This is a genomic window from Aeromicrobium endophyticum, from assembly GCF_003586285.1.
Lineage (GTDB): Bacteria > Actinomycetota > Actinomycetes > Propionibacteriales > Nocardioidaceae > Aeromicrobium > Aeromicrobium endophyticum.
In genome coordinates, this window is sequence record NZ_QUBR01000002.1 from 691,595 (window position 1) to 712,677 (window position 21,083).

Genomic DNA, 21,083 nt, shown 5'->3' on the forward strand with positions numbered 1-21,083 from the left:
CCGATCAATCGTAGACGGCCGGGGGGTCTGCCCTCAGCGCAGGAAGGGATCGACCGCGGCGGCCACGAACAGCAGGGCCAGATAGGCGTTGCTGTAGTGGAACAGCCGCATCGGCTTGAGCACCGAGAGCTCCTCGGTGTCCTGGGCGCGCGACTTGAGGTCGTACGCCTCGATCAGGAACACGATGCCCAGCACGATCGCGACCGCGGGGTAGAACCAGCCGGTCGGTGTGAGCGGCCACAGCAGCAGCGACGTGCCGACCATGACCCATGTGTAGGCCACGATCTGGCGGGCGACCTCGGCCGAGCCGACGACCGACGGCAGCATCGGGACGCTCGCGGCGGCGTAGTCCTCGCGGTAGCGCATCGCGAGCGACCAGAAGTGCGGCGGCGTCCAGAAGAACACGACCAGGAACAGCACCACCGGCGCCCACGCGAGCTCGTTGGTGACGGCCGTCCAACCGATCATGGCCGGGAAGCAGCCCGCGGCGCCGCCCCACACGATGTTCTGGGTGGTGCGGCGCTTGAGGATCATCGTGTAGCCGATGACGTAGAAGACGTTGGCGGCCAGCGCCAGGCCGGCCGAGAGCCAGTTGACCCAGAACCCGAGCACCGCGGTCGACACGACGCCCAGGACGAGCCCGAAGACCAGCGCGTTGCGGGTGGGGATCTGGTGGCGCGCCAACGGACGGCGCGAGGTACGCCGCATCATCTGGTCGATGTCGGCGTCGACGACGCAGTTCAGCGCGTTGGCGCTGCCGGCCGACAGCGCACCACCGACGAAGGTGGCGATGACCAGCCAGAACGGCGGGACGCCCTCCTGCGCCAGGAACATGACCGGCACGGTCGTCAGGAGCAGCAGCTCGATGATGCGCGGCTTGGTCAGCGCGACATACGACTTGACGACATCGGTGAACGACGGGGAAGTGGGTACGTCGCTATGGCTGGTGGTGTTCACATCCATGGCGGTCACGTGCAGCAGTCTAAGCGACGCGAGTAGGCTCGTGGTGACGGCCTCGGAAGCCAGTCATCCCCCAAGCTCGCTCGACGATCAGGAGCCACCGCTGTGACGTCCGGAACCCCCTCCCTGGAGTGGACAGACCTCGACAAGAAGGCCGTGGACACCGTCCGCCTGCTGGCCGCCGACGCCGTCCAGAAGGTCGGCAACGGCCACCCCGGCACCGCCATCAGCCTGGCGCCCGTGGCGTACCTGCACTACCAGAAGCTCATGCGCCACGACCCCACCGATCCGCACTGGGCCGGCCGTGACCGCTTCGTGCTGTCGTGCGGTCACTCGAGCCTCACGCAGTACATCCAGCTGTACCTCGCGGGCTACCCCATGACGCTCGACGACCTCAAGAGCCTGCGCACGTGGGGCAGCCAGACGCCCGGCCACCCCGAGTACCGCCACACCCCCGGCGTCGAGGTCACCACCGGCCCGCTCGGCCAGGGTGTCGCCAACGCCGTCGGCTTCGCGATGGCCGCCCGCCGCGAGCGCGGCCTGCTCGATCCGTCGGCCGCCGCCGGCGAGAGCCCGTTCGACCACCACGTCTACGTCATCGCCTCCGACGGCGACCTGCAGGAGGGTGTCTCGGCCGAGGCGTCGTCACTCGCCGGCACGCAGCAGCTCGGCAACCTGACGCTGCTGTGGGACGACAACCGCATCTCGATCGAGGACGACACCAACATCGCCTTCACCGAGGACGTCGCCGCCCGCTACGAGGCCTACGGCTGGCACGTCCAGACCGTCGACTGGACCAACGGCGGCACCGAGTACGTCGAGGACGTCCAGGCCCTCTGGGACGCCTACCAGGCAGCCGAGGCCGTCACCGACCGTCCCAGCTTCATCCAGCTGCGCACGATCATCGCCTGGCCCACGCCCAACGCCCAGGGCACGGGTGGATCGCACGGCTCCGCTCTCGGCGACGACGAGATCCGCGCCACCAAGAAGCTGCTCGGCTTCGACCCCGACCAGACGTTCATCGTCGACGACGACGTCATCGAGCACACCCACGCCGTCCGCGAGCGCGCGGCGGCCGAGCGCGAGACCTGGCAGACGACGTTCGACGCGTGGACCTCGGCCAACCCCGACAACGCGGCCCTGCTCGAGCGGCTCAAGAACCGCGAGCTGCCCGCCGGCTGGGACGCCGACCTGCCGGTCTACGAGGCCGACGCCAAGGGCGTCGCCACCCGCGTCGCGTCCGGCGAGTTCCTGTCGGCCGCCGTGGCGGGCCTGCCCGAGCTGTGGGGTGGCTCGGCCGACCTCGCGGGCTCCAACAACACCACGCCGAAGGGCGAGCCGTCGTTCCTGCCGCCCGAGCGCTCGAGCGCCAAGTTCCAGGGCGACTGGTACGGACGGGTGCTGCACTTCGGCATCCGCGAGCACGCCATGGGCGCGATCATGAACGGCATCGTCCAGCACGGCCTCACGCGTCCGTACGGCGGAACGTTCCTCACGTTCAGCGACTACATGCGCGGGGCCGTACGGCTGTCGGCGCTGCAGGAGCTGCCGGTCACCTACGTCTGGACCCACGACTCCATCGGCCTCGGCGAGGACGGGCCGACGCACCAGCCGGTCGAGCACCTCGCGTCGCTGCGCGCCATCCCGGGTCTCGACGTCGTCCGACCGGCCGACGCCAACGAGACGATCGTCGCCTGGAAGACGATCATGCAGACCACCGATCGCCCCGCCGCGCTGATCCTGAGCCGTCAGAACCTGCCGACCTTCCCGCGGGGCGTCGACGGCTACGCATCGGCCGACCTGGTCTCGAAGGGTGCCTACACGCTGATCGAGGCCGACGGCGGCACGCCCGACGTCATCGTGTTCGGCACGGGCTCGGAGGTGCAGATCGCGGTCAAGGCCCGCGAGCTGCTGGCCGCCGAGGGCATCAAGGCCCGCGTCGTGTCGATGCCGAGCCGCGAGTGGTTCGAGCAGCAGGATGCGTCGTACCGCGACGAGGTCGTCCCGCCGACGCTGCGCGCCCGCGTGGCGGTCGAGGCAGGCGTCGCGCTGGGCTGGCGCGACGTGGTCGGCGACGCCGGCCGCATCATCAGCCTCGAGCACTACGGCGCGTCGGCCGACTACCAGACGTTGTACGACAAGTTCGGCATCACGCCCGAGGCCGTCGTCGCAGCCGCCAAGGACTCCATCGCGGCTGCCGCGGGCGAGCCCACCGCACCGTTCCACGCCCGCCCGGCAGGACCTGTCGGCCCGGGTGACAACGCGGACGCCGCGTCGCACTGACGCCCCGTCCGTCCACGCATGACCTCTCATACCAAGGAGCACTCATGAACGAACGTCTCAAGGCCCTGGCTGACGCCGGGGTGTCCATCTGGCTCGACGACCTCTCGCGCGAGCGCATCGAGTCCGGCAACCTCGCCGAGCTCGTCGCCGACAAGGGCGTCGTCGGCGTGACGACCAACCCGTCCATCTTCGCCTCGGCCCTCGCCAAGGGTGAGAAGTACGAGCCGCAGGTCAAGGAGCTCAAGGCCGCCGGCGCCGACGTCGACCACACGGTCTTCGAGCTCACCACGACCGACGTGCAGAACGGCTGCGACATCCTCGCGCCGGTCTTCGAGGCCACGGGCGGCGTCGACGGGCGCGTCTCGATCGAGGTCGACCCGGGCAAGGCTCGCGACACCGAGGGCACCATCGAGCTCGCCCACCGCCTCTGGGAGCGCGTGAGCCGTCCCAACCTGCTCATCAAGATCCCCGCGACGCTCGAGGGCCTGCCCGCGATCACCGCCGTGATCGCCGAGGGCATCAGCGTCAACGTCACGCTGATCTTCTCGCTCGAGCGCTACCGCGGCGTCATGGACGCCTACATCGAGGGTCTCGAGCAGGCCGCCGCCGCGGGTCGCGACCTGTCCGAGATCCACTCCGTCGCCTCGTTCTTCGTCAGCCGCGTCGACACCGAGGTCGACAAGCGCCTCGGCGACGACCACCCGCTGCGCGGCACCGCCGCCCTGGCCAACGCTCGTCTGGCCTACGAGGCCTACGAGGAGGTCTTCGGCTCCGACCGCTTCAAGGCCCTCGAGGCCAAGGGCGCCAACGCCCAGCGCCCGCTGTGGGCGTCCACCGGCGTCAAGGACCCGGCGCTGCCCGACACGCTCTACGTCACCGAGCTGGTCGCGCCCAACACCGTCAACACCATGCCCGAGAAGACGCTCGAGGCCGTCGCCGACCACGGCGACATCCTGGGCGACCGCGTCAGCAACACGTACGAGGAGTCGCGCGACGCCATCGCGGCGCTCGAGCGTGAGGGCATCTCGTACGACGAGGTCGTCAAGCAGCTCGAGGACGAGGGACTCGAGAAGTTCGACGCCTCCTGGACCGAGCTGCTCGCGACGGTCTCCGCCGAGCTCGACAAGGCCTGATCCGTGGCCGGACAGCACAGCGTCGACGTCGCGCTCACCGTCCCGTCCACCGACGAGCTCGACGCGGCGCTGCGCCGCGCCGTCGACGATCGCGTCGCTTCGCGCATCGGCGCGCAGGACCCCATCTTGTGGGGTCCTGACGCCGAGTCCGAGGCGGCGATCCGGCTCAGCTGGACGAGCCTGGCGCAGACCTCGCAACCCCTGGTCGCCGAGGTCGAGGCACTGCGGTCCGAGCTCGACGGCAAGGGCATCGACCACGTCGTGCTCTGCGGCATGGGCGGCTCGTCCCTGGCACCCGAGGTCATCTGCCACACTGCCGACGTCGAGCTGACGGTGCTCGACTCGTCGCAGCCCGACATGGTGCGCGCGGCGATCGCCGACCGGCTCGAGCGCACCGTCGTCGTGGTCTCCAGCAAGTCGGGCGGCACCGTCGAGACCGACAGCCAGCGCCGCGCCTACGAGCACGCCTTCACCGAGGCCGGCATCGATCCGCGCGAGCGCATCGTCGTCGTGACCGATCCGGGCTCGCCGCTCGACCAGCAGGCCACCGAGGCCGGCTACCGGGTGTTCCGTGCCGACCCCGACGTCGGCGGACGCTACTCGGCGCTCACGGCCTTCGGCCTGGTGCCCAGCGGCCTGGCCGGCGCCGACATCGGCGAGCTGCTCGAGAGCGCCCGCGAGGCCTCACCGGCACTGTTCGCCGACGACGTCGACAACCCCGCCCTGCGCCTCGGCGTGCTGCTGGGCGTCGCCAACACCCACGGTGTCGACAAGCTCGTGATCGCCGACCGCTCGGGCAACGGCATCGGCGACTGGATCGAGCAGCTCGTCGCCGAGTCCACCGGCAAGCAGGGACGGGGCATCCTGCCCGTCGTCGTCCCCGACGAGGACGCCCCCAACTTCGTGCCGTCCACCACCGACTCGCTGCTCGCCGTCATCGGCCAGCAGCAGGTCGGCCGCCTCGAGCGGGCCGCCAGGCTGGCCGGCAACGTCGCCCACGCCACGCTGGCCGCCACGCTCGGCGACAACCCGCCGGTCGACGACAGTGCCGTCCCCACGGCCCTGTCGGGCTACTCGACCGTCGTCGACGCCCCCCTCGGCGCGCAGATGCTGCTGTGGGAGATCGCCGTGGCCGTCGCCGGCCGCGCGATCGGCATCGACCCGTTCGACCAGCCCGACGTCGAGAGCGCCAAGAAGGCGGCCCGCGAGCTGCTCGACGGCGCCGGGTCCGTCCCGTCGCCCGACTTCACCGAGGACGGCATCGACGTCTACGGCGCGGGCTCGTCGCTGGCCGAGGCGCTCGACCAGCTGCTCGACCAGATCGACGTCGAGCACGGCTACCTCGCGGTGCAGGTCTACCTCGACCGCATCGCCTACGCCGAGTTCGCCGAGGTCCGCGAGGTGCTGGCCGCACGGCTCGCGCGTCCGGTCACGTTCGGCTGGGGTCCCCGGTTCCTGCACTCGACCGGGCAGTACCACAAGGGCGGCACGCCCAACGGCGTGTTCCTGCAGATCACGGGCACGCCCGAGAACGACCTGGCGATCGACGGCCGCGACTTCACGTTCGGCTCGTTCATCGACTCGCAGGCCGCCGGCGATGCGGCCGTGCTGCGCGACCACGGCCGTCCCGTCCTGCGTCTGCACCTCACCGACGTCGAGGCAGGACTGACGCGCGTCCGCGAGCTGCTGTCATGACCGAGACCCTCCTCGGCAACCCGCTGCGGGACGCTCGCGACCGACGCCTCCCGCGCATCGCCGGGCCCTGCAGCCTGATCATGTTCGGCGTCACGGGCGACCTGGCCAAGAAGAAGCTCATCCCCGCGGTGTACGACCTCGCCAACCGGGGCCTGCTGCCGCCAGGCTTCGCGCTGGTCGGATTCGCGCGGCAGGACTTCGGCACCGAGTCGTTCGCCAAAGTCATCAAGCAGGCCGCCAAGGACGGCGCCCGCACCCCGTGGAGCGAGACCGTCTGGAAGCAGCTCGCCGCCGGCATCCGCTTCGTGCCCGGCGAGTTCGACGACGACCAGGCGTGGGAGCGCCTGGCCGACACGATGGCCGAGCTCGACGAGCAGCAGGGCACGGGGGGCAACCACGCCTTCTACCTGTCGATCCCGCCCGGCCTGTTCCCCGTCGTGGTCTCGCAGATCAAGAAGCACGGCCTCGCCGAGTCGTCGAAGGGCTGGCGACGCGTCGTCATCGAGAAGCCCTTCGGCCACGACCTCGCCTCGGCCGAAGAGCTCAACCGCATCGTCGCCGACGTCTTCGCGAGCGAGTCGGTCTTCCGCATCGATCACTACCTCGGCAAGGAGACCGTCCAGAACATCCTGGCGTTCCGCTTCGCCAACGGGATGTTCGAGCCGATCTGGAACAACCACTACGTCGACCACGTGCAGATCACGATGGCCGAGGACATCGGCATCGGCTCGCGGGCCGGCTACTACGACGGCATCGGCGCGGCCCGCGACGTCATCCAGAACCACCTGCTGCAGCTCATGGCGCTGATCGCGATGGAGGAGCCCGTCTCGTTCAACGCCTCGTCGCTGCGGCTCGAGAAGCAGAAGATCCTGGCCAACGCCCGGCCACCGGCCCGTATGGATCTGCACACCGCGCAGGCGCAGTACGTCGCCGGTTGGGCCGGCGGCGAGAAGGTGCGCGGCTACCTCGAGGAAGACGGCGTGCCCGACGGCTCGCGGGCCGAGACCTACGCCGCGATCCGCGTCGACGTGTCGACCCGCCGCTGGGCCGGTGTGCCGTTCTACCTGCGCACGGGCAAGCGTCTCGGCCGGCGGGTCACCGAGGTGGCCGTGATCTTCAAGCGCGCCCCTCACCAGCCGTTCAGCAAGAACGACATCGAGGAGCTCGGCCAGAACGCCCTGGTCATGCGCATCCAGCCCGACGAGGGCGTGACGCTGCGCTTCGGCGCCAAGGTGCCGGGCACCACGATGGAGATCCGCGACGTCAACATGGACTTCGCCTACGGCGGTGCGTTCGTCGAGAGCAGCCCCGAGGCGTACGAGCGCCTGATCCTCGACGTCCTGCTGGGCGATCCCCCGCTGTTCCCGCAGCACGAGGAGGTCGAGCTGGCCTGGAAGATCCTCGACCCGGTCATCGCTCACTGGAAGACGTGCGACACGATCGACAGCTACCCGTCGGGCACCTGGGGTCCTGCCTCCGCCGACGAGATGATGGCCCGCGACGGCCGAACCTGGAGGCGTCCGTAGCCATGGAGATCGCACTCGAGAAGACCAACTCGGCCCGCATCGCGCGGGCCCTGGTGAAGGCCCGCTCGGCGGCCGGCAGCCCGGCGATGGACATGGTGCTGACCCTGCTCGTCGTCACCGACGACGAGAACGTCGGCGAGGCCCTGCGCACCGCCACGACCCTGTCGCGCGAGCACCCCTCGCGTGTCATCGGCGTCATCCTCGGCGACGGCCGCGGTGCCGCTCAGCTCAACGCCAAAGTGCGCGTCGGTGAGAGCTCGTCGGGCGAGTCGATCCTGCTGCGCATCTCGGGCGAGCTCACCCGGCACGCCGAGTCGGTCGTGCTGCCGCTGCTGCTGCCCGACTCCCCCGTCGTCGTGTGGTGGCCGGGCAAGCCGCCGGCCGAGCCGTCGTCCGACGCGATCGGCCAGCTGGCTCGGCGACGCCTGACCGATGCCGAGGCCACGTCGTCGCCCGTCCGCTCCCTGAAGTCGGTCGCTCGCGCCTACTCCCCCGGCGACACCGACCTGTCGTGGACCCGGCTCACCCCGTGGCGGGCGCTGCTCGCTGCCGCCCTCGACCAGTCGCCCGGCACCGTGACGGGCGGCACCGTGGTGGCCGGCTCGGGCAATCCGGCGGCGACGCTGCTGGTGGCCTGGCTCGAGAGCCGCCTCGGCGTCGACATCACGACGCGCCGCAGCGACTCGGCCCAGATCGCGTCTGTCGTGCTCAACACGTCCGTCGGCGACGTCGTCATCGAGCGCATCGACTCGGGCTCGTGCCACTTCAGCGTGCCCGGCTCGTCGCCGCGCGAGGTGCCCCTGGGTGCGAGGTCGCTCGCCGAGCTGCTCGCCGAGGACCTCCGCCGCCTCGACGCCGACGAGGTCTACAGCGAGACCATCGCCCACATGCTGAAGGACGACGCGTGAGCTCCACCGAGATCTGGTCCGATGCCGATGCGCTGGCCGACGCCATCGCCCAGCGCATCGTGGCCCGCCTGGCCGAGGTGCAGCGGTCGGGGCGCACGCCGTCGATCGTGCTCACGGGTGGCACCATCGCGATCGCGGCGTACGAGCGCATCCAGCCCGGCGAGGTCGACTGGACCGATGTCGACGTCTACTGGGGCGACGAGCGCTTCGTCCCCGCCGGCCACGCCGACCGCAACGACCAGCAGGCCCGCGACGCGTTCTTGAGTCGGCTGGGCGTGCCCGGCTCGCGACTGCACACGATGCCGGCATCCGACGAGGGCTTCCCCAGCATCGGCGCGGCGGCCGACGCCCACGCGTCCGTCCTGCCTGACGGGCCCTTCGACCTCGTGCTGCTCGGGGTCGGGCCCGACGGACACATCGCATCGCTGTTCCCCGGCTTCGCACAGCTGCACGAGACCGAACGTCGCGTCGTCGGTGTCGAAGGGTCCCCCAAGCCGCCGCCCGAGCGCATCTCGCTGACGCTGCCGGCGGTCAACCACGCCCGCAGCGTGTGGCTCGTCGTGTCGGGCGACGGCAAGGCCGAGGCCGTGGCCCGCGCCCTGGGCGACGGCACGCTCGACGACACCCCGGCACGCGGCGCCCACGGCACCGACGAGACCGTGTGGCTGCTCGACCAGGCCGCGGCCAGCCACCTCCCCTGACATTCCCGACGGTTTACCACGCCCGCAGGGCAAACTGCCCCTGACGGGGCAGACGCCCTCCGGGCGGGGCAAGCTTGCCCCGCCCGGAGGGCGCCTGCCGTGCCGGCGTGGTGAACCGGCGACGAAGGGCTAGAAGATGATCTCGCCGGACTTGCGCTTGCTGCGCAGCGACTCGACGGCTTCCTTGAGGATCTCGTCGGCCTCGGTCTCGGAGCGGCGCTCCTTGACGTAGGCGAGATGCGTCTTGTACGGCTCGATCTTCTTGGCCGTCGGACGGTTGTCGGAGTCGACGCTCGCCGGCATGCCGCAGCGCGGGCAGTCCCACGACTCGGGAACCTCTGCCTCGATGGCGAACTGCAGCTCGGTCGTGTGGTTGTTGATGCAGAAGAACGTCACGAACTGGCGGGGAGCCGCTTCGCCACGCTCGGCCTCGCCCATGGGACCGGAGCCGATGCGGCTGCCCCGGATAGCACCTGCTGCCACTAGTTACTCACCTTCAGGAGCAGGCCGAGTGCCACGATGCACACGACCCAGACGACTGCAATGCCGACCGTGATGCGGTCGAGGTTGCGCTCGGCGACCGAGGAGCCGCCGAGGGAGCTGGACACGCCGCCACCGAACATGTCGGACAGGCCGCCCCCGCGCCCCTTGTGCATGAGGACCAGCACGATCATCAGCACACTGCTGATCGCGAGGATGACCGAGAAAATCAGAATCACAACGAGCCTTCGTTCGTCAGGCGCCGGACAGGTCCGGCATGGCGTAGAAGCGGGCGATCCCGGCGAACTCCTCCGGCTGGAGGCTTGCACCGCCGACCAAGGCTCCGTCGACGTCCGACTTTGCCATGATGGCGGCGATGTTCGCCGCTTTCACCGACCCGCCGTAAAGGATACGCAATGCCGACGCGACCTCTGACGACCAGGTCTCCTCGACCCGTCCGCGGATGGCCGCGCAGACCTCTTGGGCGTCCTCGGGCGTGGCCACCTCGCCGGTGCCGATGGCCCAGACGGGCTCGTACGCGATGACGACGTCGGCCAGCTGCTCGGCGGTCAGCCCGGCGAGCGAGCCGTCGACCTGCTCGAGCGTGTAGGCGACGTGATCGCCGGCCTGTCGCACCTCGAGACCCTCACCGACGCACACGATCGGGCTGATGCCCGCCGCGAGCGCCTTGGTGGCCTTGACGTTGACGACGGCGTCGGTCTCGGCGTGGTGCTCACGACGCTCGGAGTGGCCGACCACGACGTACGAGCACCCGAGCTTGGACAGCATGGCCGCCGAGATCTCGCCCGTGTAGGCGCCGCCGTCGTGCTCGGAGACGTCTTGTGCGCCGTAGCCGATGGCCAGGTGGTCACCGTCGACCAGCGTCTGCACGCTGCGGATGTCGGTGAACGGCGGGATGACGACGACCTCGGCCTTGTCGAAGTCGTGCTTCTTGTCCTGCAGCGTCCACGCGAGCTTCTGGACGAGGACCACGGCCTCTTGGTGGTTGAGGTTGGACTTCCAGTTGCCGGCCATCAAGGGCTTGCGTGCGGAGGTCATGCGTTTCCGTTCTGGTCGGTCGAGTCTTCGAGGATGTCGAGACCCGGGAGCGTCTTGCCCTCGAGGTACTCGAGGCTGGCGCCGCCACCGGTGGAGATGTGGCCGAACTGGTCGTCGTCGAAGCCCAGCTGGCGGACGGCGGCGGCGGAGTCTCCCCCGCCGACGACCGAGAGCCCGTCGACCTCGGTGAGTGCCTGCGCCACCGAGCGCGTGCCCTCGGCGAAGCTCGCCATCTCGAACACGCCCATGGGGCCGTTCCAGAACACCGTCTTCGAGCCCCGGATGATCTCGGCGAACGCCGCTGCCGAGTCGGGACCGATGTCGAGACCCAGCTGGTCGGACGGGATGGCGTCGGCCGCCACGGTCGTCGCGCCGGCGTCGGCGAACTCGGGTGCCACGACGACGTCGGTCGGCAGCACCAGGCGGACGCCCTGTGCCTCGGCCTGCTCGATGTAGCCGCGCGCGATGTCGAGCTGATCGTCCTCGAGCAACGACTTGCCGACCTCGTGCCCCTGGGCCTTGAGGAAGGTGAAGACCATGCCGCCGCCGACGAGCAGGTTGTCGGCCTTGCCCAGCAGGTTGTCGATGACACCGAGCTTGTCGGAGACCTTCGAGCCGCCGAGCACCACCGTGTACGGGCGCTCGGGACTCTCGGTGAGGCGCTTGAGCACCGTCACCTCGGCCTCGACGAGCTCGCCCACCGCGGCGGGCAGGCGTGTGGCGATGTCGTACACGCTGGCCTGCTTGCGGTGGACGACCCCGAAGCCGTCCGACACGAAGACGTCGGCCAGGGCTGCGAGCTCGTCGGCGAAGGCGCCGCGCACGGCATCGTCCTTGCTGGTCTCGCCCTCGTTGTAGCGGACGTTCTGCAGCACCGCGACCTGTCCGTCCTGCAGCGCAGCACTGATGCGGTGCGCCTCGGCACCGACCGTGTCACCGGCGAACAGCACGGGGGTGCCGAGCAGCTCGCCGAGCCGTTCGGCGACCGGCTCGAGCGAGTAGTCGGGGTTGGGCACGCCGTCGGGACGGCCGAGGTGCGCCGTCACCAGGACGCGGGCACCCGCGTCGGCCAGCCGCTTGATCGTCGGCACGCTGGCGCGCACCCGGCCGTCGTCGGTGATCTTCTTGCCGTCGAGCGGCACGTTGAGATCGCTGCGGACGAGGACGCGCTTGCCGCGCAGGTCTCCGAGATCTGAGACGGTCTGCACGTCAGAGGGTGGAGCCGACGTGGACGACGAGGTCGGCGAGGCGGTTGGAGTAGCCCCACTCGTTGTCGTACCAGCCGACGACCTTGACCTGGTCGCCGATGACCTTGGTGAGACCCGAGTCGAAGATGCACGACGACGGGTCGGTCACGATGTCGGCCGAGACGATCTCGTCCTCGGTGTAGACCAGGAAGCCCTTCATGGCGCCCTCGGCCGCAGCCTTGACGATCGCGTTGACCTCGTCGACCGTGGTCTCGCGCGAGGCCGTGAACGTCAGGTCGGTGGCCGAGCCGGTGGGCACGGGCACGCGCAGCGCGTAGCCGTCGAGCTTGCCCTTGAGCTCGGGCAGCACGAGGCTGACGGCCTTGGCGGCGCCGGTCGACGTCGGGATGATGCTGAGGTTGGCGGCGCGGGCACGACGCAGGTCGCTGTGCGGCGCGTCCTGCAGGTTCTGGTCCTGCGTGTACGCGTGGATCGTGGTCATCAGGCCCTTCTCGATGCCCAGACCGTCGTTGAGTGCCTTGGCCATCGGCGCGAGGCAGTTGGTCGTGCACGACGCGTTGGAGATGACCGTGTGCGCGGACGGGTCGTAGAGCTCGTGGTTGACACCCATCACGACCGTGATGTCCTCGTTCTTGGCGGGCGCGGAGATGATGACCTTCTTGGCACCGCCGTCGACGTGGGCCTTGGCCTTGGTCGCGTCGGTGAAGAAGCCGGTCGACTCGATCACGATGTCGACGCCCACGCTGGCCCAGTCGAGCTTGGCGGGGTCGCGCTCGGCGAACGCGGCGATCTTCTGGTCGCCGACGTAGATGTTGCTCTCGTCGTACGTGACGTCGGCGTCGAGACGGCCGAGGATCGAGTCGTACTTGAGCAGGTGCGCCAGGGTCTTGTTGTCGGTGAGGTCGTTGACGGCGACGATCTCGATGTCGGCGCCGGCGGCACGAGCCGCACGGAAGAAGTTGCGGCCGATGCGGCCAAATCCATTGATGCCTACGCGTACGGTCACGGCTAACAACACTCCTGCGGGATCGGATGGGTAACGACCCCACTCTACCGAGGTGCGGACCGTACCGGCGAGTCACCTCCGTGACGGGGCCTCGCCGGCGGCGTTCGGTCGCGACGGCTCAGTCGTCGCCGAGGGCGTCGTCGCCGAGCGTCGACTCGGTGTCGGGGATGCCGAGCTCTTCGGCCCGCTTGTCGGCCATCGCGAGCAGTCGCCGGATGCGGCCGGCGATGGCGTCCTTGGTGAGGGCCGGCTCGTGCAGCTGGCCGAGCTCTTCGAGGCTGGCCTGACGGTGCTCGACGCGCAGGGTGCCGGCCATCTTGAGATGGTCGGGCACCTCGTCGGCCAGGATCTCGAGGGCACGCTGGGCGCGGGCTCCGGCGGCGACGGCCGCACGCGCCGAGCGGCGCAGGTTGGCGTCGTCGAAGTTGGCCAGGCGGTTGGCGGTCGCGCGCACCTCGCGGCGCATGCGGCGCTCCTCCCACGCCAGCAGCGACTCGTGCGCACCGAGGCGCGTGAGGAGGGCACCGATGGCCTCGCCGTCGCGGATGACGACCCGGTCGACGCCCCGCACCTCGCGGGCCTTGGCGCTGATGCCGACCCGCCGGGCTGCACCGACCAGCGCGAGCGCGGCCTCGGGGCTCGGGCAGCTGACCTCGAGCGCCGACGAGCGTCCGGGCTCGGTGAGCGAGCCGTGGGCCAGGAACGATCCGCGCCACGCCGCGACGGCGTCGCACGACGAGCCCGAGACGACCTGCGGCGGGAGCCCGCGGATAGGACGCCCGCTGCCGTCGATCAGACCGGTCTGGCGCGCGAGGGCCTCACCGTCCTTGGACACCCGGACGACGTAGTGGGTGTCCTTGCGGATGCCGGCGTTCTGCATCACCAGCAGCTCGCTGTCGTGCCCGTAGATCTCCGCGATGTCCTTGCGGAGGCGCCGGGCCGCGGCGCCGGTGTCGAGCTCGGCCTCGACCACGATGCGGCCCGAGACGATGTGGAGCCCGCCGGAGAACCGCAGGATGGACGACACCTCGGCCTTGCGGCAGCACGACTTGGTGATGGTGGTGTTGGCGAGCTCTGCCTTCACCTGGGCCGTCATCGCCATGCAGAAAGTCCCCTATGGTGTCGTCGTCGAGATGCGTCTCGTCGGGCAGCTTCTGCACGAACAGGACGTGGACACACTACGCCTTTCGCATGACCTGACCGAATGCGGCCGCGAGACGTCCGGGGTCGTGCTGATCGGACCCGGGAGCCGTCGCGAGGTCGGAGACGTGCAGCCGCGCGCCGAGGGCCCGAGCCGTCGACTCGAGGGTGCCGCGGGCGTCGACCAGGCTGCGGTCGGCGATGACGGCGTCGAGCCGCAGCTCGGGCGCGTGGGCCGCGAGCACCTCGAGATGATCGGTGGGGCTGAGGCCCTCGGTCTCGCCGTCCTGCTCGGTGAGGTTGAGCACGAGGGCGCGCTTGGCGGGGGTCGAGATGAGCACGTCGCGCAACCCCGGCACCAGCAGCGTGGGCATGACGCTCGTGAACCACGACCCCGGCCCCACCACGACCCAGTCGGCGGACTCGACGGCCCGGACGGCCTCGGGGCACGCGGGCGGATCGCTGGGCTGGAGCCGCACGCTGACCACCTGCCCGTCGGTCGAGGCGACCTCGACCTGCCCTCGCACGACGGTCAGCCGCTCGGGGGCGGAGTGCAGGTGGACGTCGGCCTCGATGTCGAGCGGCACGGCGGCCATCGGCAGCACCCGGCCCTGGGCGCCCAGCAGGTCGCCCACGAGGTCGAGGCCCGCGACGTGGTCGCCGAGCTGGTCCCAGATCGCGGCGATCAGCAGGTTGCCGACCGCGTGACCGTCGAGCGGTCCCCCGCCGGAGAACCGGTGCTGCAGGACGGCTGCCCACGTGCGGCCCCACTCGTCGTCGCCGCACAGCGCGGCCAGGGCCATGCGCAGGTCGCCGGGCGGCAGGCCGCCCAGCTCGTCGCGCAGCCGACCTGACGAGCCTCCGTTGTCGGCGACCGTCACGACCCCGGTGAGCTCGGTCGTGAGCCGGCGCAGGGCCGAGAGGCTCGCCGCGAGACCGTGACCTCCACCGAGCGACACGACCTTGAGGTCTCCGTCGAAGCGCTCCGGCCGCTCGGGCCTGGTGGGACGCGCGATCATTCCCGTCCCAGGTCGCGGTGGACGACCAGGGTGCGGACGCCGCGGGCGCGCAGACGCTCGGCGAAGGCCTCGGACATCGCCACGCTGCGGTGGCGCCCGCCGGTGCAGCCGATCGCGATGGTCAGGAAGTGCTTGTCCTCGTTGAGGTAGCCGCCGGTGAGCAGCGCGACGAGCTTCTCGTACTGCTCGAGGAACTCCTCGGCGCGCGGCTGCGCCAGCACGTACTCGCTGACCGGCAGGTCGAGGCCGCTGAGCGGGCGCAGCTCGTCGACCCAGAACGGGTTGGGCAGGAAGCGCAGGTCGGCCACCATGTCGGCGTCGATCGGGATGCCGTACTTGAAGCCGAACGACATGACGGACGCCCGCAGGCCGGAGTCGGCGTCCTCGAAGGCCGCGTGCACGCGCTGGCCGAGCTGGTGGACGTTGAGGTTGGTGGTGTCGACGACGATGTCGGCGCGCCCACGGATGCGCCGCAGCAGCTCGCGCTCGCGGTCGAAGCCGTCCATCAGGCGTCCCTCGTGGCTGAGCGGGTGGGGCCGGCGGGCGGCCTCCTGACGGCGCACCAGCACCTCGTCGGACGCCTCGAGGTAGAGGATCCGCGACATCACGCCGGTGTCGCGCAGCGACTCGAGGGCGTCGACGAGGCTGCCGAAGAACTCACGCGAGCGGGCGTCGACGACGACCGCGAGCTTGTCGATGTCGTCGGAGGCCGTGATCGTCTCGACGGCCCCCGCCAGCAGCGCCGGCGGGATGTTGTCGATGACGTAGTAGCCGAGCTTCTCGAGGACCTTGGCGGCGGTGCCGCGACCCGCCCCGGTCATCCCCGTCACGATGACGAACTGGCTCAGCTGGCTCACGGTGGTGTCCTGTCAGGAGTCGATGATCTCGCCGGTCGCGGTGTTGACGGCTGGAGCGGACTCGCCGGTGGCGAGAGCGTCCACGATGGATTGTGCCGTAGCCGCCCCGATGCCGGGAACCATGGCGATCTCCTCGGCGGTCGCGGCCCGCAGCTTCTTGACCGATCCGAACGACTTGAGCAGCGCCTTGCGCCGGGTCGGCCCCAGACCGGCCACCGGGTCGAGGACGCTCTCGATCATCGTCTTGCTGCGGCGGCCGCGGTGGTGACCGATCGCGAAGCGGTGGGCCTCGTCGCGCAGGCGCTGCAGCAGGTAGAGCCCCTCGCTGGTGCGCGGCAGGATGACGGGGTCGTCGTCGTCGGGCAGCCAGACCTCTTCGAGGCGCTTGGCCAGACCGACCAGCGCGATGTCGGTGACGCCGAGGGCCTGCATCGCGGCGTGGGCCGCGGCGACCTGCGGCGGGCCGCCGTCGACCACGACCAGCGCCGGCTTGTAGGCGAAGCGCTTGGGCTTGCCGGTCTCGGGGTCGATGCCGGGCCCGTCGTCGTCGTTGTCCTCTTGGGCCTTGAGCAGCGCCGTGAAGCGTCGCGTGATGACCTCGTGCATCGCGGCGACGTCGCTCTGGCCCTCGTTGCGGATCGTGAACCGGCGGTACTCGGACTTGCGGGGCAGGCCGTCCTCGAAGACGACCATCGAGGCGACGGTCTCGGTGGCCCCGAGGTTGGAGATGTCGTAGCACTCGATGCGCAGGGGCGCGGTGTCGAGATCGAGCGCCGCCTGGATCTCCTCGAGCGCGAGGCTGCGGGCCGTGAGGTCGGATGTGCGCTTCATCTTGTGGCGCATCAGCGACTGCTTGGCGTTCTGCTCGACGGTCTGCATCAGGGCACGCTTGTCGCCTCGTTGGGGCACGCGGATCGTGACGGGCCCCTCACGTCGCTCGCTGAGCAGGTCGGTGACGGTCTGGGCGTCGGCGGGCATCGCCGGCACCAGCACCTCGCGCGGGACGGCCGCGGCGTTGGCGTCCTGGTAGAGCGTCATGAGCGCGCGCTGGACCAGCTCGGGGAACTCGGCCTCGTCGGCCTTCTCGGCGACCCAGCCGCGTTGGCCGCGGATGCGTCCACCGCGGACGGAGAAGATCTGCACCGCGATCTCGAGCGGGTCGTCGACGAAGCCCAGCACGTCGGCGTCGGTGCCGTCGCCCAGCACGACCGTCTGCTTCTCGAGCACCCGCTGCAGGGCGCCGAGGTCGTCGCGCAGCTTGGCCGCCAGCTCGTACTCCTCGCGCCCGGAGGCCTCGAGCATCTTGGCCTCGATGCGCTTGGTGAAGCCGGCCGTCTGCCCGCCCATGAACGCGAGGAAGTCGTTGACGATGGCACGGTGCTGGTCGGGGCTGACCCGGCCCACGCACGGCGCCGCGCACTTGCCGATGTCGCCGAGCAGGCACGGTCGGCCGATGGCGGCCGAGCGGCGGAAGACGCCCGCCGAGCACGAGCGCATCGGGAAGACGCGCAGCAGCGTGTCGACGGTGTCGCGGATGGCCCAGGCGTGGCCGTAGGGGCCGAAGTAGCGCACGCCCTTGCGCTGCGCGCCCCGCATGACCGTGACGCGCGGGAACTCCTCGCCGACGGTGACAGCGAGCCACGGGTACGACTTGTCGTCGCGGTACTTGACGTTGAACCGCGGGTCGAACTCCTTGATCCAGGAGTACTCGAGCGCCAGCGCCTCGACCTCGGTGCCCACGACCGTCCACTCGACCGAGCTGGCCGTCGTGACCATCTGCTGGGTGCGCGGGTGGAGGTTGGAGATGTCTTGGAAGTACGAGCTGAGGCGTGGACGCAGCGACTTGGCCTTGCCGACGTAGATGACCCGCCGCTCGGCGTCGCGGAAGCGGTAGACGCCCGGGTCGGTCGGGATCTCGCCGGGCGCGGGCCGATAGGTCGCTGGATCTGCCACGGCTCCACCCTACGGTCGTGCCCCGACACATCGCCGGGGCGGATCTTGCGGCCGCTCGGCGTCCGCGCGCCTGCGCTGCGCGAACGCCGAGAGGTCGGTCGGACGGTCAGGCCAGCAGCGGCTTGAGGAACGAGCCGGTGTAGCTGGCCTCGATCTCGGCGACCTGCTCGGGCGTGCCCTCGGCGACGAGCGTGCCACCGCCGCTACCGCCCTCGGGGCCCATGTCGATGACCCAGTCGGCCGTCTTGATGACATCGAGGTTGTGCTCGATGACGATGACCGAGTTGCCGGTGTCGACGATGCGCTGCAGCACCAGCAGCAGCTTGCGGATGTCTTCGAAGTGCAGGCCCGTCGTGGGCTCGTCGAGCACGTAGACCGTGCGACCCGTCGAGCGCTTCTGCAGCTCGGCCGAGAGCTTGACGCGCTGCGACTCGCCACCCGACAGCGTCGTGGCCGGCTGACCCAGGCGGACGTAGCCCAGGCCGACCTCGACCAGCGTGCGCAGGTGGCGCGCGATGACCGGGATGGCCTCGAAGAAGTCGACGGCCTCCTCGATCGGCATGTCGAGGACGTCGGCGATGGACTTGCCCTTGTAGTGCACCTCGAGCGTCTCGCGGTTGTAGCGCGCCCCGTGGCAGACCTCGCACGGCACGTAGACGTCGGGCAGGAAGTTCATCTCGATCTTGATCGTGCCGTCGCCCGAGCACGCCTCGCAGCGTCCTCCCTTGACGTTGAAGGAGAAGCGGCCTTGCAGGTAGCCGCGCATCTTGGCCTCGGGCGTCTGCGCGAACAGCTTGCGGACGTGGTCGAAGACGCCGGTGTAGGTGGCCGGGTTGGAGCGCGGGGTGCGACCGATCGGCGACTGGTCGACGTGGATGACCTTGTCGACCTCGTCGAGGCCCGTGATGGTGCGGTGCCGACCGGGGATCGTGCGCGCGCCGTAGATCGAGCGGGCGAGCTGCGTGTAGAGGATGTCGTTGACCAGGCTCGACTTGCCCGAGCCGGACACGCCCGTGACCGCGACGAACATGCCGAGCGGGAAGCTGACGTCGATGTCGCGGAGGTTGTTCTCCTTGGCGCCGAGCACCTTCAGCTCGCGACCCTTGACCTTCTTGCGGCGCTTGTCGGGCACGGGGATCGACTTGCGGCCCGACAGGTACTGGCCCGTGAGCGAGTGCTCGCTCTCGTACAGCTCCTCGACGGGGCCAGAGACGATGACCTGACCGCCGTGCTCGCCGGCGCCGGGGCCGATGTCGACGGCCCAGTCGGCAGCGCGGATGGTGTCTTCGTCGTGCTCGACGACGATCAGGGTGTTGCCGAGGTCGCGCAGGCGCACGAGGGTCTCGATGAGGCGCTGGTTGTCGCGCTGGTGCAGACCGATCGACGGCTCGTCGAGCACGTACAGCACGCCGACCAGACCCGCGCCGATCTGCGTGGCCAGGCGGATGCGCTGAGCCTCTCCACCGGACAGCGAGCCGGCCGCACGGTCGAGCGCGAGGTAGTGCAGGCCGACGTCGAGCAGGAAGCGCAGGCGCTCGTTGATCTCCTTGAGCACCCGCTCGCCGATCTGGCGCTCGCGGTCGCTCATCTCGAGCGTCGCGAGGTAGTCGCTGGCCTCGCGGATCGACATGGCCGACACCTCGGCGATGTTCTTGGGACCGTGCTCGACCGAGTTGAGGGTGACCGCGAGGATGACGGGACGCAGGCGCGTGCCGTTGCACACCCGGCACGGGACCTCGCGCATGAAGCCCTCGAGGCGCTCCTTGCTGGTCTCGGACTCGGTCTCGGCGTGACGCCGCTCGATGTAGGTGATCGCGCCCTCGAACTCGGTGTAGTACGAGCGAACGCGGCCGTAGCGGTTCTTGTAGCGGACGTGCACCTTGGTCGAGTGCCCGTGCAGGATCGCGTCCTGCACCTCCTTGGACAGATCGCCCCAGGGGGTGTCGGCGCTGAAGCCGAGCTCGTCGGCCAGAGCGCCGATCAGGCGGGAGTAGTAGTCGGCCACGTGGGCGGACGCCCAGGGGACGACGGCCCCGTCGTTGAGGGACTTCGCGTCGTCGGGGACGACCAGCTCGGGGTCGACCTCCATGCGCGTGCCGAGGCCGTGGCACTCGGGGCACGCGCCGAAGGGGGCGTTGAACGAGAACGAGCGCGGCTCGAGCTCGTCGACCTCGAGCGGGTGGTCGTTGGGGCAGGCGAGCTTCTCGGAGAAGCGTCGCGTGCGGTTCTCGTCGTCCTCGTCGAGGTCGACGTAGTCGATGATGACCAGGCCGTCGGCCAGGTTGAGCGCCGTCTCGATCGACTCGGTGAGGCGCTGCTGCGAGCTGGCCTTGACCTGCAGGCGGTCGACGACCACGTCGATCGTGTGCTTCTTCTGCTTGGCGAGCTTGGGCGGCTCGTCGGCCAGCATGTGCACCTCGCCGTCGACGACGGTGCGGCTGAAGCCCTGCGTCTGCAGCTGGCGGAACAGCTCGAGGTACTCGCCCTTGCGACCGCGGATGACCGGCGCGAGCACCTGGAAGCGGGTGCCCTCGTCGCCGGTCATGATGCGGTCGACGATCTGCTGGGGCGTCTGGCGGGCGATGGGCTCGCCGCACTTCGGACAGTGCGCACGGCCGGCGCGGGCGTAGAGCAGGCGCAGGTAGTCGTACACCTCGGTGATGGTGCCGACGGTCGAGCGGGGGTTGCGCGAGGTGGACTTCTGGTCGATCGAGACCGCGGGCGACAGGCCCTCGATGAAGTCGACGTCGGGCTTGTCCATCTGGCCGAGGAACTGACGGGCGTAGGCCGACAGCGACTCGACGTATCGACGCTGGCCCTCGGCGAAGATCGTGTCGAAGGCGAGCGATGACTTGCCCGAGCCCGACAACCCCGTGAAGACGATCAGGGAGTCTCGGGGCAGGTCGAGCGAGACGTCCTTGAGGTTGTGCTCTCGTGCGCCGCGGATGACGAGGCGATCGGTCACTGGCTCCCCTGAGAAGTAGATGATGAGGGCAGAGATCTGCCCGCATCGATGGTAACGACGAGGTCCGACAGTTTCTTTCCGACGAGTGGGTCGGGCTTCTCACACCCCTCCCCCTGGCGCGGTGCGCGAGCGTCCACGCACCGACGTCCGGCGGACGCCGGCGCACCTCCCACGACGTCCGCGGCTCTGG

Annotated in this window: 17 protein-coding genes; 6 read left to right on the plus strand and 11 right to left on the minus strand. The window is 70.1% G+C overall.

Translation table 11 applies throughout. From position 1 onward, the window contains the following. Positions 1-33: 33 nt before the first annotated feature. On the minus strand, positions 34-963 hold the full coding sequence (locus DX116_RS13985; RefSeq protein WP_119704856.1) for a heme o synthase: 930 nt from the start codon (positions 961-963) through the stop codon (positions 34-36). A gap of 102 nt (positions 964-1,065) precedes the next feature. Between DX116_RS13985 and tkt the strand changes: the two genes are divergently transcribed. The 6 genes from tkt to pgl are packed head-to-tail and all read left to right on the plus strand — an operon-like array spanning position 1,066 to position 9,206. Beyond that, positions 1,066-3,243, plus strand: a complete 2,178-nt coding sequence (gene tkt / locus DX116_RS13990) for a transketolase (protein ID WP_119704857.1) — start codon at positions 1,066-1,068, stop codon at positions 3,241-3,243. Positions 3,244-3,287: 44 nt separating this feature from the next. After that, on the plus strand, positions 3,288-4,376 hold the full coding sequence (gene tal / locus DX116_RS13995) for a transaldolase (RefSeq protein ID WP_119704858.1): 1,089 nt from the start codon (positions 3,288-3,290) through the stop codon (positions 4,374-4,376). Positions 4,377-4,379: 3 nt separating this feature from the next. Beyond that, positions 4,380-6,071, plus strand: a complete 1,692-nt coding sequence (locus tag DX116_RS14000) for a glucose-6-phosphate isomerase (RefSeq protein WP_199716083.1) — start codon at positions 4,380-4,382, stop codon at positions 6,069-6,071. Continuing rightward, a complete protein-coding gene (gene zwf, locus DX116_RS14005) occupies positions 6,068-7,597 on the plus strand; it encodes a glucose-6-phosphate dehydrogenase (RefSeq protein ID WP_119704859.1) in 1,530 nt (509 codons plus the stop codon). The genes DX116_RS14000 and zwf overlap by 4 nt, the downstream gene beginning before the upstream one ends. A 2-nt stretch (positions 7,598-7,599) precedes the next feature. Next, the gene (locus DX116_RS14010; RefSeq protein WP_119704860.1) at positions 7,600-8,505 is read left to right on the plus strand and encodes a glucose-6-phosphate dehydrogenase assembly protein OpcA; all 906 of its coding nucleotides are present in this window, start codon (positions 7,600-7,602) and stop codon (positions 8,503-8,505) included. Then, the gene (gene pgl / locus DX116_RS14015) at positions 8,502-9,206 is read left to right on the plus strand and encodes a 6-phosphogluconolactonase (protein WP_119704861.1); all 705 of its coding nucleotides are present in this window, start codon (positions 8,502-8,504) and stop codon (positions 9,204-9,206) included. Before DX116_RS14010 ends, pgl begins: the two co-directional genes overlap by 4 nt. Positions 9,207-9,335: 129 nt before the next feature. Here pgl and DX116_RS14020 read toward each other — a convergent pair whose 3' ends face one another. The 10 genes from DX116_RS14020 to uvrA form a co-directional block, all read right to left on the minus strand. Beyond that, positions 9,336-9,689, minus strand: coding sequence for an RNA polymerase-binding protein RbpA (locus DX116_RS14020; protein ID WP_119704862.1), 354 nt, complete (start codon positions 9,687-9,689; stop codon positions 9,336-9,338). Next, complete coding sequence (gene secG, locus DX116_RS14025) at positions 9,689-9,925, minus strand: preprotein translocase subunit SecG (RefSeq protein WP_056609001.1); 237 nt, start codon at positions 9,923-9,925, stop codon at positions 9,689-9,691. Before secG ends, DX116_RS14020 begins: the two co-directional genes overlap by 1 nt. A gap of 16 nt (positions 9,926-9,941) precedes the next feature. Then, positions 9,942-10,745, minus strand: coding sequence for a triose-phosphate isomerase (gene tpiA / locus DX116_RS14030; RefSeq protein WP_119704863.1), 804 nt, complete (start codon positions 10,743-10,745; stop codon positions 9,942-9,944). Continuing rightward, positions 10,742-11,953, minus strand: a complete 1,212-nt coding sequence (locus DX116_RS14035; protein WP_119704864.1) for a phosphoglycerate kinase — start codon at positions 11,951-11,953, stop codon at positions 10,742-10,744. Before DX116_RS14035 ends, tpiA begins: the two co-directional genes overlap by 4 nt. A 1-nt stretch (position 11,954) precedes the next feature. Continuing rightward, positions 11,955-12,959, minus strand: a complete 1,005-nt coding sequence (gap, locus tag DX116_RS14040; protein ID WP_119704865.1) for a type I glyceraldehyde-3-phosphate dehydrogenase — start codon at positions 12,957-12,959, stop codon at positions 11,955-11,957. A gap of 118 nt (positions 12,960-13,077) precedes the next feature. Next, positions 13,078-14,061, minus strand: coding sequence for a DNA-binding protein WhiA (whiA, locus tag DX116_RS14045; RefSeq protein WP_119704866.1), 984 nt, complete (start codon positions 14,059-14,061; stop codon positions 13,078-13,080). 76 nt (positions 14,062-14,137) lie between these two features. Further along, positions 14,138-15,118, minus strand: coding sequence for a gluconeogenesis factor YvcK family protein (locus DX116_RS14050; protein ID WP_119704867.1), 981 nt, complete (start codon positions 15,116-15,118; stop codon positions 14,138-14,140). Then, positions 15,115-15,939, minus strand: a complete 825-nt coding sequence (gene rapZ / locus DX116_RS14055) for an RNase adapter RapZ (RefSeq protein WP_233556916.1) — start codon at positions 15,937-15,939, stop codon at positions 15,115-15,117. The genes DX116_RS14050 and rapZ overlap by 4 nt, the downstream gene beginning before the upstream one ends. 48 nt (positions 15,940-15,987) lie before the next feature. Beyond that, positions 15,988-17,928, minus strand: coding sequence for an excinuclease ABC subunit UvrC (uvrC, locus tag DX116_RS14060; RefSeq protein ID WP_119704869.1), 1,941 nt, complete (start codon positions 17,926-17,928; stop codon positions 15,988-15,990). Between the two features lie 106 nt (positions 17,929-18,034). Further along, positions 18,035-20,893, minus strand: a complete 2,859-nt coding sequence (gene uvrA / locus DX116_RS14065; RefSeq protein WP_119704870.1) for an excinuclease ABC subunit UvrA — start codon at positions 20,891-20,893, stop codon at positions 18,035-18,037. Positions 20,894-21,083: the final 190 nt, after the last annotated feature.